The sequence below is a fragment of the Microbispora sp. CA-102843 genome (assembly GCF_050936215.1).
Lineage (GTDB): Bacteria > Actinomycetota > Actinomycetes > Streptosporangiales > Streptosporangiaceae > Microbispora.
This window is the reverse complement of record NZ_JBNJNF010000001.1, coordinates 1217742-1231033: the sequence shown is the minus strand read 5'-3', so window position 1 is coordinate 1231033 and position 13292 is coordinate 1217742. Positions and strand designations below refer to the sequence as shown.

12 protein-coding genes are annotated in these 13292 nt (G+C 73.0%); 7 read left to right on the top strand and 5 right to left on the bottom strand.

The features are described from left to right. Window positions 1-6 precede the first annotated feature (6 nt). Complete coding sequence (locus tag ACQEVJ_RS05735; protein WP_433112584.1) at window positions 7-2103, bottom strand: ATP-dependent DNA helicase UvrD2; 2097 nt, start codon at window positions 2101-2103, stop codon at window positions 7-9. A gap of 75 nt (window positions 2104-2178) precedes the next feature. Here ACQEVJ_RS05735 and ACQEVJ_RS05730 point away from each other — a divergent pair, with 75 nt between their 5' ends. Both ACQEVJ_RS05730 and ACQEVJ_RS05725 read left to right on the top strand, forming a co-directional pair. Further along, on the top strand, window positions 2179-3204 hold the full coding sequence (locus ACQEVJ_RS05730; protein WP_433097896.1) for an alpha/beta hydrolase: 1026 nt from the start codon (window positions 2179-2181) through the stop codon (window positions 3202-3204). A gap of 76 nt (window positions 3205-3280) precedes the next feature. Continuing rightward, a complete protein-coding gene (locus ACQEVJ_RS05725; protein WP_142571384.1) occupies window positions 3281-3520 on the top strand; it encodes a mycoredoxin in 240 nt (79 codons plus the stop codon). A 1-nt stretch (window position 3521) separates the two neighbouring features. On the opposite strand, the gene nudC is transcribed toward ACQEVJ_RS05725, so the two are convergent. Then, entirely contained in the window at window positions 3522-4421 is a 900-nt protein-coding gene (gene nudC, locus ACQEVJ_RS05720) for an NAD(+) diphosphatase (protein WP_433112581.1), read from the bottom strand. 128 nt (window positions 4422-4549) lie between these two features. Here nudC and ACQEVJ_RS05715 point away from each other — a divergent pair, with 128 nt between their 5' ends. From ACQEVJ_RS05715 to ACQEVJ_RS05700, 4 genes are read left to right on the top strand one after another with little or no spacing between them, the layout of a single operon-like run. Then, a complete protein-coding gene (locus tag ACQEVJ_RS05715) occupies window positions 4550-5713 on the top strand; it encodes a siderophore biosynthesis protein (RefSeq protein WP_433097894.1) in 1164 nt (387 codons plus the stop codon). Then, entirely contained in the window at window positions 5698-7347 is a 1650-nt protein-coding gene (locus tag ACQEVJ_RS05710) for an IucA/IucC family protein (RefSeq protein ID WP_433097892.1), read from the top strand. The genes ACQEVJ_RS05715 and ACQEVJ_RS05710 overlap by 16 nt, the downstream gene beginning before the upstream one ends. Window positions 7348-7350: 3 nt before the next feature. Then, window positions 7351-9021, top strand: a complete 1671-nt coding sequence (locus tag ACQEVJ_RS05705) for an IucA/IucC family protein (RefSeq protein ID WP_433097890.1) — start codon at window positions 7351-7353, stop codon at window positions 9019-9021. After that, window positions 9018-10121 carry a type III PLP-dependent enzyme gene (locus ACQEVJ_RS05700; RefSeq protein WP_433097888.1) on the top strand — a complete coding sequence of 368 codons (1104 nt, stop codon included), beginning with the start codon at window positions 9018-9020 and terminating at the stop codon, window positions 10119-10121. The genes ACQEVJ_RS05705 and ACQEVJ_RS05700 overlap by 4 nt, the downstream gene beginning before the upstream one ends. On the opposite strand, the gene ACQEVJ_RS05695 is transcribed toward ACQEVJ_RS05700, so the two are convergent. Then, window positions 10118-10879: an ABC transporter permease gene (locus tag ACQEVJ_RS05695; RefSeq protein WP_433097886.1), complete on the bottom strand. Its 762-nt coding sequence runs from the start codon at window positions 10877-10879 to the stop codon at window positions 10118-10120. The genes ACQEVJ_RS05700 and ACQEVJ_RS05695 overlap by 4 nt on opposite strands. After that, window positions 10866-11747 carry an ABC transporter ATP-binding protein gene (locus ACQEVJ_RS05690; RefSeq protein ID WP_433097884.1) on the bottom strand — a complete coding sequence of 294 codons (882 nt, stop codon included), beginning with the start codon at window positions 11745-11747 and terminating at the stop codon, window positions 10866-10868. Before ACQEVJ_RS05690 ends, ACQEVJ_RS05695 begins: the two co-directional genes overlap by 14 nt. Window positions 11748-11793: 46 nt before the next feature. Here ACQEVJ_RS05690 and ACQEVJ_RS05685 point away from each other — a divergent pair, with 46 nt between their 5' ends. Beyond that, entirely contained in the window at window positions 11794-12477 is a 684-nt protein-coding gene (locus ACQEVJ_RS05685; protein ID WP_433097882.1) for a TetR/AcrR family transcriptional regulator, read from the top strand. A gap of 31 nt (window positions 12478-12508) precedes the next feature. On the opposite strand, the gene ACQEVJ_RS05680 is transcribed toward ACQEVJ_RS05685, so the two are convergent. Continuing rightward, window positions 12509-13231: a hypothetical protein gene (locus ACQEVJ_RS05680; protein ID WP_433097880.1), complete on the bottom strand. Its 723-nt coding sequence runs from the start codon at window positions 13229-13231 to the stop codon at window positions 12509-12511. Window positions 13232-13292: the final 61 nt, after the last annotated feature.

The following is a 13292-nucleotide window of genomic DNA, read 5'->3' as shown; positions in this document are numbered from 1 at the left end:
CGGGTATTACTCGTCGGTAACACTATCGGCGCCGCGGCAGAGCTCGAGGACCGCGTCGCCGTATCGCTCAAGTTTGACGCGTCCGATTCCGGCGATCGCGAGCAGGTCCTCCTCAGAGGTCGGCACCCGCTCGGCGATGGCCTGGAGGGTGACGTCCGTGAAGACGACGTACGCCGGCACCTTGGCCTCCTTCGCCGCCGCCGTGCGCCACGCCTTGAGCCGTTCGAGCAGGGCCTCGTCGTAGTCCGCCGGGCAGGTCGCGCAGCGGCCCAGCTTCTGCTCGGCCGCGACCGAGAGCGTCTTGCCGCAGATCCGGCAGTGCAGCGGCACCGCCGACCGCTTCGCCCGTCCGCCCGCGACTCCCGGCCGCTCGGCCCTGGCCGGGCTCGCCGTGCGGGGGGACAGCCCGTCGAGGAAGCGCGACGGCTTGCGGGAGCGGCGGCCGCCCGGCGAGCGGGCGAGCGCCCACGACAGGTGCAGGTGCTCGCGGGCCCGGGTGATCCCGACGTACAGCAGCCGCCGTTCCTCCTCGACCTGGTCCGGCGTCTCCGCGTAGACGATCGGGACCATGCCGTCGGTGAGTCCGATGAGGAAGACCGCGTCCCACTCCAGGCCCTTGGCGGCGTGCAGGGAGGCGAGCGTCACACCCTCGACCGGCGGCGCGTGCTGCTCCATCGCCCTGCGCTCCAGCTCGCCGACGAATCGGGGCAGGTCGGCGCCCTCGGCCGCCATGTCCTCGGCCAGGTCGGCGAGCGCCTTGAGCGACTCCCACTTCTCCCTGGCCTTGCCGCCTCCGGGCGGCTCGGCGGTCAGCCCGATGCCCGAGAGGATCGCGTGCACGGCGGGCGCGAGCGGCTCGTCGGCCGACGACCGGGCCGCGCCGCGCAGCAGCACCACGGCCTGGCGCACCTCAGGGCGCTCGAAGAACCGCTCCGCCCCGCGCAGCAGGTAGGGCACGCCGGCGTCGGTGAACGCCTGCTCGTACGCCTCCGACTGGGCGTTGACCCGGAACAGCACGGCGATCTCGCGGGTGGGCACGCCGTCGGCCATCAGCTTCTTGACCGTGAGCGCGACGCCGAGCGCCTCGGCCTGCTCGTCGTCGTACTCCGTGAAGACCGGCTCGGGCCCCTCCGGCCGCTGGGCGACCAGTTCCAGCCGATGGGGCGAGCGCGCCATGACGCGGTTGGCCAGTGTGACCACCTGCGGGGTCGAGCGGTAGTCGCGCACCAGCCTGATCACGGCCGCCGAAGGGTGCTCGACGGCGAAGTTGGTCAGGTAGTGGGGCGTCGCGCCGGTGAACGAGTAGATGGTCTGGTTGGGGTCGCCGACCACGCACACGTCGTCACGCCCGCCGAGCCAGGTGTCGAGCAGCAGCTTCTGCAGCGGGTTGACGTCCTGGAACTCGTCGACCACGAAGTAGCGGTACTGCTGGCGGATCTGCCCCGCGACCTCGCGGTGCTCGGTCATCACCGCCGCCGTGAGCTCCAGGATCGTCTCGAAGTCGATCAGGTTGCGCTGGCGGCGCAGGCTCTCGTACCCCTCGTACAGCCGCGCCACCTCCTCGGGCGCGATCGGCGGGGTGCGGCGGGCCTTCACGGCGGCGGCCGGGTAGTCCTCGGGGCCGATCTGGGTGACCTTCGCCCACTCGATCTCGCTCGCGACGTCGCGCAGCTCGCCGCGGTCGGGGTTCCTGCGCAGGCGCCGGGCCGCCTCCACGAGCAGCGGCAGCTTCGACTCGACCACCTGAGGCGGGTCGCCGCCGATCACCCGCGGCCAGAAGTAACTGAGCTGACGCAGGGCCGCCGCGTGGAACGTGCGGGCCTGCACGCCGGGCGCTCCGAGACCGCGCAGCCGCTGCTTCAGCTCGGCCGCCGCGCGGGTCGTGAAGGTCACGGCGAGCACGCCCTGCGGCTCGACGACCCCGGTGTGCACGGCGTACGCGATGCGGTGCGTGATGGCGCGGGTCTTGCCGGTCCCCGCCCCGGCGAGCACGCACACCGGTCCGCGCACCGCCTGGGCGACCTCGCGCTGCTCGGGATCCAGACCGTCCAGGACGTCCAAGGAGCGGCTCCCAACATGCGTTGCGGACGTTGTTACTGGCATCATCCTTCCAGCAGCCGACCGAGCGTGTCCCGGGGACCGGTCGGCGCACGACGCGACATCGGGGAGGAACACGCCGTGGCTACCGCGGTCCGAACTGCTTTAGGGATGGGCGGCGCCGCCCTCGCCGCCCTCATGCTCGCCTCGCCGGACGCCCAGGCGGCCACCTCGGCGGGCGACCCCGTCCACCGCCCCTCCGCTTCCCCAACTCCGTCCGCCACACCCTCAGTCACGCCATCAGCCACGGCCTCCGCGGGCCCGTCACCCTCGCCGTCCCCTTCGGCCTCGGCCTCGGCCTCGCCCTCGCCGGCGCTCACGCCGTCCGACGTCCGGATCCGCACCTACGCGTACGGCTCGCACGAGCGCCAGATCATGGACGTGTGGTGGCACACCGCCGGTCCGCGGCGCCCGGCCGTGTTCGTCATCCACGGCGGCTGGTGGTCCGCGGGCGACAAGAAGTACATGACGTCGATCAGCCGCAGCTACTCCCAGCTCGGCTACACCGTCGTGAACCTCGACTACCGGCTGTCGGGCGACGCGGCCTGGCCGGCGCAGCGCACCGACGTGCTGACCGCCGTCAACGCCGTGCGCAGGCACGCGGCGTTCTTCAACACCGACCCCAGCCGCTACGTCCTGGTCGGGTTCTCCGCGGGCGGCCACCTCGCCACCGCCGTCGGCGCGTACGGCGACGGCCGGCCGGGCCTGCGCGGGGTCGTCGGGATCTCCCCGCCCGTCTCGCCGCTGTCGGCGTACGAGGACGGCAGCGCGTTCGGCACCAAGGAGCAGCAGAAGCTGCGCAGGGCCGCCATCAAGCTGGCCGGCGGCTGCACGCCCGCCAAGTGCCCGCGCGTCTGGTCGAGTATGGAGGTGGCGTTCCACGCCTCGCCCGGCGACCCGCCGATGCTCACCTTCCACTCCTCCGAGGAGTTCGTCCCGCCTTACCAGAGCGAGATGCTCAAGGAGTCGCTGGAGAGCGTCGGGGTCCGGATGACCGTCAAGACGATGGCCGGCACCCAGCACAGCGCCCCGCTGTACCGGGAGCCGGGGGTCGCCGAGACCGTCCAGGCCTGGATCGTCTCCCGGCTCGGACGCGTGGCCGGGTAGGCGGGAACACGCGGCGCGCTCGCGATGTTGCCATGACTGCTCTCGGCAACACTGATGCGCACGAAAGGGACGACAGATGGCGCTGACGGTTTACACCACGAGTTGGTGCGGCCCCTGTAAGCGGCTGAAGAGCCAGCTCACTCGTGAGGGCATCGTCTTCAGCGAGGTCGACATCGAGCGCCACCCGGACGCCGCCGATTTCGTCGCGAGTGTGAACAACGGCAACCAGGTCGTCCCCACCGTGGTCGCCGACTGCCACACCATGACCAACCCCTCGGTCGCCGAGGTGAGGCGGCACCTCGAAGGCGCCTGCTGATTCACCAGTCGGTGTCGGGGATCGGCGCTCCGTACCAGGTCTCGATCAGCCGCCGGGCGATCGAGACCTGGCCGGGCAGCACCAGATCGCCAGAACGCACCTGGATCTCCAGCTCCTCGCGGGACAGCCAGCGGGCCTCCGCGATCTCCTCCAGGTCGGGACGCAGGTCGGTGGTGACGGCCTGGGCGAAGAAGCCGAGCATCAGGCTGCGCGGGAACGGCCAGGGCTGGCTGCCGAGATAACGCGGCGCGGTGACGGCGACGCCCACCTCTTCCAGGACCTCGCGGACCACCGCGTGCTCCAGCGACTCCCCCGGCTCGACGAACCCGGCGAGCACCGACATCCGGCCCAGGGGCCACTCCGGGCCGCGTGCGAGCAGGATGCGGCCCTCGTCGTCGTGGATCAGCATGATCACCGCGGGATCGACGCGCGGGAAGTGCTGGCTGCCGTCGCGCGGGCACACCCGCATGTGGCCGGACGCGGTGACGTCCGTACGGCTGCCGCACCTCGGGCAGTACTCGTGACTCGCGTGCCACGCCTCCAGGGCCACCGCGTAGACGAGGAGCCCGGCGTCGCGGTCGTCGAGCAGCACCGCGGCCTCCCTGAGGCCCACCACGTCGCCCTCGGACAGCGGCGCGTTGACCGCGAAGTAGGGCACGCCGTCCTCGTCCACGCCCAGCAGGTAACGCGTGCCCTCCGGCGCCTCGGCCGGCGAGGTGAGCACCAGGGCCGCGCCGTCGGTGAAGCGGCGGACCAGCGTGCGGCCGTCGTGGATGAGGAGGACTCTCGTCTTCTCCGCCTCCCACGCGCGCCGCAGCCATTCCTCGTCGCCGCGCAGGGCCGCCGATCTGTCGATGGCGTTCCTCGCCAGGAGCAGGGGGCCGAGCAGTCCGTCCGCGATTTCCACGTCGTCATCCTTCCACTGCCGCCGCCCCGGCAATCTCCCCGCCCATGGCCGTTCGCCGGTCAAATGATCGACGTCCGGGCTAGGATGCAGTCGCTTAGGTTAGCCTTACCTATGGAGGGCCGGTGCGGCTGTACCTCACCACGCTCAACCCGACCGACTCCGTGACCGGCGGGTTCCTCCCCGCCGCGGCCGCGCTGGGCTGGGACGTGACGATACTCACCGACCAGCCTGATCGGTATCCGGGGTACGACGTCGTGGCGGCGGACGTCCGCGACCCGAGGGCCGTGATCGACACGGTGGCCGCCCATCACCGGCCCGATGTGATCTTCTCGAACTCCGACCATCTCCAGGCCGCCACCGCGCTCGCCGCCGAGTATTTCGGCCTGCCCGGCAAGGACTGGCGGGCCTGCGTGACCGCCAAGAACAAGGCGCTCGCCCGACGCGCCCTCGCCGCCGTCGAACCCGTCAGGTCCGTACGGCTGCCGCCGGGCGGGCGGGTGCCGGACGACCTGCCGTACCCGGTCGTGGTCAAGCCCGCGCTGGGCGTGGCCAGCGAGGACGTCGTGCTGGTGGACGGCCCGGACGCGCTGGCCGCCGCCGTCGCGGCGATCAGGGAGCGACGCCCGGAGGAGGTCCTGGTCGCGGAGGAGTTCCTCGAAGGGCCGGTCCGCACGCTGGAGACGCTGGGCGACGGCGCCTCCCGGCGGGTCGTCGGCGGGTTCGCCACGACGCTCGGCCCGCTGCCGCACTTCGTGGAGGAGCGCCTGGACTGGCGGCTCCCCGACGCGGACCACTTGGCCCACCTGGGCGCGGCGCTCGACGTGGCCGGGGTCGGCTTCGGGGTGTGCCACACCGAGTATGCCGTCACCCGGGACGGCCCCCGCGTCATCGAGATCAACTATCGGCTGATCGGCGACAACTGCGACTTCCTGCTGGCGGACCTCCTCGGTGTGCCCCTGCATCAGTGGATCCTGCGCGTCCACGCGGGCGAACCGCTGCCGGTGTTCGATCCGGACGGCCTCCGCGCGGCGTACGGATCCGTGGTGAGCCTCGTGGCCGAGCGCTCCGGCACGGTCACCGCCGCACCGCCGGACCTGTCCCAGCCGGAAACGGAGGACGGCGTACGGCTGTGGCACCGGGCGCTGCGCAAGATCGGCGATCATGTCGAGGTGACGGGTACGAACCGCGACTACCTGGGCCTGCTCCGCGCCGTCGGCCCGGACCGCGCGAGCGTCGACGCCGCGATCGGCACCTTCGGGAAGGAGCACCCTTGGGTGCTCGCATGATCCCGGCAGCCCGCGATCATCAGAAGGCAGCTCAGGGGGAGGCCACAGGCCGGGAGCACTACCTGGCCGCGCGGGTGCTGAACGCCCTGCTGCGGGAGGACTACGCCGGGATCTCCGCCAGGGTCACGCACGACAAGGACGGCGTCGCGATCGTCCTCGCCTCGGGACGGCGGGTCGGGCTCTCGGCGGGCAACCCGTTCCAGGACTTCGCCACGGCGCCGTACGAGCGCCTGCGCCTGGCCGAGGTGCTGGAGACGCTGGAGGACGTCGCCCACCCCGCCGACGCCGAGGGGGTCGCCGCCTTCGAGCGGGAGTGCCAGGAGACGCTCGCGGCCCTGGAGGCCCACCACCGGATGCGCGGCGAGGTGGCCCGGCGGCTGCGGAGGCGTCACGGCCTCATCCGCTACGAGTCGCTGGCGGCCGTGGTGGACCATCCGCTCTACCCGACGGCCCGCTGCCGCCTCGGGGTCTCCCCCGCCGGCCTGGCGGCCTACGCCCCGGAGTTCGCCCCCGAGTTCGGCATGCGGTGGACGGCGGCGCCGCGCGAGCGGGTGACGCTCTCCCGGCCGGATCTTCCGGGGTGGTGGCCCGCGCCCGGCGACGTCGGGCTGCCGCCCGGCCTGGCCCGCACGCACGTGCTCCTTCCCGTCCATCCGCTGACGGAGCCGCTGGTAGCCGGGCTTCCCGGGCTGGTGCCGGGACGCAGGCCATATGTGACCGTGCGGCCGACCCTGTCGACCCGAACGGTCGAGGTCTGCGAGCGCGTCCATCTCAAGGTGCCGCTCCCGGCCAGCACGCTCGGCCTGCGCAATCGCCGGTCGATCAAACCGGGCACCCTGCGGGACGGCGCGGTGGCCGAGTCGCTGCTGCGCGAGATCCTGGCGCGCGAGCCCGGCCTGCGGGTCCGCCTCGCGGACGAGCAGACCTACGGGCACGCGGAGCACGAATACCTGGGCTGGCTCGTCCGCGACCTGCCCGAAGGGGAGATCGTGCCGGTCGCGGCCCTGCTCGCGCCGCTCCCCGAGCCGCCGGAGGGAGGGGCGGACGGGCGGCTCGTCCTGCACGAGGTGGCCGGGCGCCACCACGGCGGCGACGCGGAGGCGTTGCTGCGCGACTACCTCACGGCGCTGTTCGCGTGGAACGTCACGCTGTTCGTCCGGTACGGCGTCGCGCTGGAGGCCCACCAGCAGAACCTGGCGCTGGTGTTCGGCGACGGGCCCATGCGACTGCTGGTCAAGGACAACGACGGGCTGCTGGCCTCGCCCCGGCGGCTGCACGCGGCGGGCATCGAGGCGCCCGGCTTCGGCGACGAGCGCATGCTGACCGACGACCCCTACGCGCTCGCCGACGTCTTCGTGACGATCACCCTGCACCTGGCCGCCATGGCCGTGGCCCACGGCGCGCTGCCCGGCTCCGCCGCCACGCTCGTCGGACGGGCTCTCGCGGCCGCGCTTGAGCCGTACGGCGACGACCCGATGGCCCGGCTGCTGCGGGCCCGCACGCTGGAGGCCGCCCGTCTCACCGGCAAGTCGATGGTCGTCGCCGGGACGCTCGTGGCCAAGGACCGCACCGGGGCCAGGGACGTCAACAAGTTCTACGGCACGACCGGCCCCAACTACCTGAGGGGTGCCTGAGCCATGGACCGCCTTCTCCTTGACGCGCAGACCCTCGACCCGCACACCCTCGACTCGCACACCCTCGGCCCGCACGCCGCCCCGGCCGAGGAGGCGGCGCTCGGGGCGCTGCTGCGCTGCTGGCTGCGCGAGGTCGGCGGCCCCCGTGGCCACGTGCACGCCGCCGGGCCTCACCTGACGCTCCGCGTGGCCGGGACGCCCGTGCGCGTCCGCGTCCGCGGCGGCATCGCGCTGCGCTTCGACGGCCCGCCCGAGCATCTGGCGGAGGGGCGGTGGCGGCCCCTGGACCTGCCCGCGCTCGTCGCACTGGTGGAAAGCGAACTCGGACGGGAACCGGACGGCGGCAACGAGGAGTTCGCCACCCAGGTGCGGGCCGGGCGGGAGGCGGTCGCCGCGATCCTGGCCGCCCGCGCACGGGCCGTCCCGCCCGCCGACCCGTGGCTCGCCTCCGAGCAGTCCCTCGTGGCCGGGCACCCGTTCCACCCCGCTCCCAAGGCCCGCGAGGGCGACGGCTGGCTGGACTACGCGCCCGAGACGCACGCGCGGTTCGCGCCGCGCCTGCTCGGGGTGCGCGCCGACCTGGTGGCCCAGGAGGGCGACACCGCGGCGCTCGACGCGTTCGGCGGCGCGCCGGCGGGATACGTCCCGCTGCCCGCCCATCCCTGGCAGCTCGACCTGCTGGCCGCCGAGCTGCGCGGGCCGCTCGCGGACGGACGGCTGGTCGACCTCGGAACCGGCCCCCGCGCGGTCGTGCCCACGTCCTCGGTCCGGACGGTGTACGACCCGGGCACCGGCATGTGCCTGAAGTTCAGCCTGGACGTGCGGATCACCAACTGCGTGCGGAAGAACGCGTGGTATGAGCTGTCCGGCGCGGTCGAACTGACCCGGCGGCTGACCCCCGTCTTCGAGCGGCTGGCCCGGCGTTTCCCCGGCACGCGGTGGCTGCCCGAGCCCGGCTACCGCTCGGCCGCCCTCGGCACCCGGCTACTCGAAGGGCTGGGGGTGATCGTGCGTACCGGCCCGTGGGCGGTGTGCGGGCCCGGGACCACGCCGGTCCTCGCCGGCGCCCTGGCCGCCGGTGCGGACGGGGTTCCCGGAGCCGTCCTGGCCCGCCGGGCGGCCGACCCGGTCGCGTGGTGGGAGGCGTACGTCGAGCGCGTGGCGTTCCCGGTGCTCGACGCCTTCTTCCGGCACGGCGTCGTGCTCGAAGCCCACGTGCAGAACGTGCTCGTCGGGTTCGACGCCGCCGGGTGGCCGGTCGAAGCGGTCTTCCGCGACCTGGAGGGCGCCAAGCTGGTCGCCGGCCGGCACGACCTGACCGGCCTGCCCGGCGAGGTGGCGGGCCCCCTGTCGTACGACGCCGCGCGCGGCTGGAACCGGGTCGCCTACTGCCTGTTCGTCAACCACCTGGCCGAGGTGGCCGCGACGGTGGCCGGCACGGCCGACGGCGTCCTGCGTTCGTTGTGGGCGGTCGCCCGGGAGTCCCTGGAGCGCTATGTCGCGAACCACGCGACCGGTCTCGATCCGCTCGCGCCGCTGACGGGGCTGCTGGCCGGGGCGCCGCTGCCGGCCAAGGCCAACCTGGGCGTGCGCTGGGCGAGGGCGGCCGACCGGAGCGCCGGATACGTGCCCGTCCCGAACCCGCTCGGCCCGGCGGAGGGAGAGCGCCGATGAGCATCTCGGTTCCGGCGGGCGTGCGGAAGGTCGCCGAGTCGTTGGACGACGTCCCCGCCTACGTCTACGACCTGGCAGGGCTCGCCCGCCACGCCGCCGACGTGCGGGCCGCCCTGGCGGGGACGGAGATCTGCTACGCCGTCAAGGCCAATCCCGACCCGGAGGTGCTGCGGGCGCTCGCCCCGCACGTGGACGGCTTCGAGGTCTCCTCCGGCGGCGAGTTCGCGCACGTCAGAGCGGTGCTGCCGGAGGTCCCGCTGAGCTTCGGCGGGCCGGGGAAGACCGACGCGGAGCTGGCCCTCGCCCCCTCGGCGTACCGCTGGCACGTCGAGAGCCCGGCCGAGTTGCGGCGTCTGCGGCAACCGGCGGACGTGCTGCTACGGGTCAACCTCGACGTGAACGTCACCGGCGCGGCCCTCGCGATGGGCGGCGGCGCCACGCCGTTCGGCATGGACCCCGGCGGGGTCGCCGAGTGCCTGGCCCTGCTCGGGTCCTCGCCGGTGCGGCTGCGCGGCGTCCACGCCCACCTCGCGAGCGGCCTGGCCGCCCCCGGCCTGCTCGCGCTCGCCGAGGCCGTCCTGGCGTACGGCAGGAGCCTCGGCCTGGGCGAGTTCAACCTGGGCGGCGGCATGGCCGTCTCCTACAGCCGCCCGGAGGAGCGGTTCGACTGGGCGGCGTACGGCGCGGGCCTGCGAGCGCTGGCCCTGCCGGGCGAGACGCTGCGCGTGGAGCCGGGACGCGCCCTGACGGCCTACTGCGGGTGGTACCTCACGACGGTGCTCGACGTGAAGCGCGTCCACGGGGAGCGCTTCGCGGTGCTCTCCGGCGGCACACACCACCTGCGGACCCCGGTGACGAAGGGACACGACCAGCCGTTCGTCGTGCTGCCGAGGGGTGAGGAGGGCGAGGACGGGCCGGTGACCCTGGTGGGGCGGCTCTGCACGCCCAAGGACGTCTTCGCCCGCCGCGTGACCGCCTCACTCGCCGTCGGCGACGTCGTGGCCTTCGCCATGGCCGGGGCGTACGCCTGGAACATCTCCCACCACGACTTCCTCATGCATCCGAAGCCGACGTTCCACTACCTGCCGCCGGCCGGCTAGAGCGCCACCAGCCGCCCGCTGCGTCCCCTCAGGCGTCCCGAGGCCAGGATGCCGCAGGCCAGCGCGACGGCGAGGAGAACGCCGCAGACCTCCGCCACGGTTCGCGCGTCGCCGGTGAGGGCCGCGCGCAGCCCTTCCACGGCCCAGTAGCCGGGAGAGACCGGGGCCACGACCGCGACCCAGTGCGGCAGTTCGCCGAGCGGAACGAGCGCGCCGCCGAGGCTGCTGAGAAGCATGCCACCGATGTCGTACGCGGCTGACAACTCGCCCATGCCGCGTACGAGCACGCCGAGCAAGGCCCCGAGGGCGAGCAGGGTGCAACTCCAGCAGAGCAGGACGCCCAGCAGGAGCAGCGGGTGGGGGACACGCAGGTCCAGGACGCACACGCCGAAGCCGACGATGAGCAGTTGCTGGGCGAGCAGAGCGGCGAAGACGGGCACGGCCTTGCCTACGAGGATCTCCACGGGATGGAGCGCCGTGCCGCGCAGGCGGTCCCAGGTGCGGCCGAGCCGTTCTGTGAGGATCGCGCTGCCGGAGATGCTGAGCGCGAGCAGCGAGAAGATCACCAGCGTGCCCACGACCGCCTGCTCCGTACCCGCCGCCCTGCCCTGCGCGGCAGCGTAGAGCGGGCGCAGCAGGGTGAGGAAGACGAGCGGCAGAATCATCCGGCTCAGGAGCGGGCCGGGTTCGCCCAGCATCAGCAGCAGGTTGTGGCGTATCAGGACGCCGATGCGGCGCACGGATTCACTCGGCTGCATCGCGCGCCTCCATGTCCTGCCGGGCGACCGGGGCTTCCAGCGAGCGGTAGAGGTCGTCAAGGCTGGGGCGCCGCACGTCGACGGAGGCGGGCGTACGGCCCGACGCGAGTAGCGCGGCGAGGTCGGCGGCCGGGTCCGCGGTCGGCAGGCGCAGTTCGGGCTCGACCGGGTCGTCGAAGGTGACTCTGAGCTCGCCCGGCAGACCTCGGGTGAGCTCCTGCTGAGTGCCTCGCGCGATGACGCGCCCGGCACGGGCGAGCGCCACCGTGGCGTCGAGATCGACGAGTTCCGGCAGGTAGTGGGTCGTGTAGAGGACGGCGGCCCCCGCCTCGGCGCGGGCCCTGACCGCCGCCAGCAGGGCCGCACGCGTCTCCGGGTCCGCGCCTGCGGTCGGCTCGTCCAGAAGAAGCAACGCCGGTGAGCCCACCATGGCGGTGGCCGCCTGGACGCGGCGGCGCTGACCGCCGGACAGGACGCCGACTGGCCGGTCCGCGAACGAGGCGAGGTGAAGCTCGTCCAGGACGCGGGTGATCTCCACGTCCCGGCGCCGCCCGCTCAGCCCGGCGAGTCCGGCGAACAGCCGCAGGTTCTCCCGGACGCTGACGCGGGTGTAAAGGGCGAGCTCCTGCGGAGCCACGCCGAGCAGACGCCGTACGACACGGCCGGTGCGGAGCGCGTCACGCCCGGCGACGCGTACGCGCCCGGCGTCAGGGCGCACCAGGCCGGTGACGATCTCGACAAAGGTGGTCTTGCCCGCGCCGTTGTGGCCGATCAGGCCGGTGATCTCGCCGGGCACGACCGTGAGGTCGAAGCCGTCGAGCACGCGGCGCGGGCCGTAGCGCTTCACCAAGCTCTCTGCGGCGAGCATCCGATCCCTCCGATGTATACAGCGTATACGTCTACACTGTATACCCGTGAGTGGCAGACGGGAAGAGATCCTGGACGTGGCACTGGCCATCGCCGACGAGCGCGGGCTCGACGGAGTCTCGATGCGTGCGGTGGCCGAGCGCATCGGGGTGACGCCGATGGCGCTGTATCGGCACGTCGGCGGCAAGGCCGAGCTGCTCGACGCCATGGTCGGACACCTGCTCTCGGCGCTCCTGCCGCACAACGCCGGCCAGGATCAGCAGGGGGCTCAGCAGTGGGACGAACGGCTCGCCACCCTCGCGCGCGGCTTCCGGACGATGGTCCGGCGGCATCCCTGGGCGGCGCCCCTGCTGTTCTCCCGGCCCGCCGTCACGCCGGACGCCGCACGCGCGGTGGATGCGATTTACACCGCGCTCATCGAGGCCGGGGTGCCGGATCGCGAGGTGCCCCGGCTGGAGCGCCTGATCAGCACCCTCGTGATCGGGTTCGTCGCCTCCGAGGTCTCAGGCCGCTTCACAAGCGGCAGCCTCGATCCGCGCGGGCGCCGCGGCCGTCTTCCGGAGGGCGAGCTTCCCGCGCACACCAGACTCGAGCCCTGGCTCCACCTGCCCGCCGACCTCGCCACCGAGTTCGAGGCCGACCTGGACGACGTCCTGCGACTGATCGAGGCGGCCGCGGGCCGGCGGACGGACGGCGAGAGCGGGTCGTCCGCGCCGGAGAGTTCCGCCTGACGGACGGTCCGGCCGCACCGACTGATGCCGATCACCAGGACAGGGTCAGTGTGCCGTCGAGGACCTTGGCCGAGTTGGCGAGGCGGGCCTGGTTGAGCGACCTGATGGCATCGAGCCGGGCGCGGCTCTGGCCGATGACCCGGTTCTCGGCCTCGACGAAGACCGCGCGGCGTACGTCGGAGTAGCCGGTCTCCTCCCGGCATCGCGCGTCCGCGACTGCGGTGTCGATCTCGGCCCGCGTGCCGCGCGGCTTGGGGCTCAGGTCGTCGTTGACGGTCGTCGCCCAGCGCGGGTCACCCCCGGCCTGGTCGGTGCTTCGATAGTCGAGGCCCCCCGACCGCATGCAGTCGCTCCACTCGCGCTCGGCCGCCGCGATGCGCGGGTCCTTGAAGGCGAGGTCGACCGCGCTGTCGACGTAACGCGGTACCTCGTCGTCGTCGAACCTCTTGCCGGCATCGGCCGGGGCCACGCCCTCTGCTCCACGGTTCAGCAGGGCGTCCGCCTTGGCCATGCAGCCTCCGGACGGCACCGTCCGCCCGTGGAACCGCCGGACCTTCCCGTACAGCACATAGAACTCATCGTCGGTGACGGAGTACGACGGGATGCCGGTCATCTCATCCGGATTTCGCCCCTCCCCCAGATATCCGGATTTTGCTGCCTGGCCGGGGTCGAGCCACCCGAGGAGATCGACGTTGCGCAGATCGGTCACCGGTTCGACGGCGGGAAACCGGAAATCGAGCCCTACATGGCGCATGCATTCCTCCATCAGCATGAACCGGGCTCGTATCACCTGGGCGCGATCCTTCGCGCCGAGA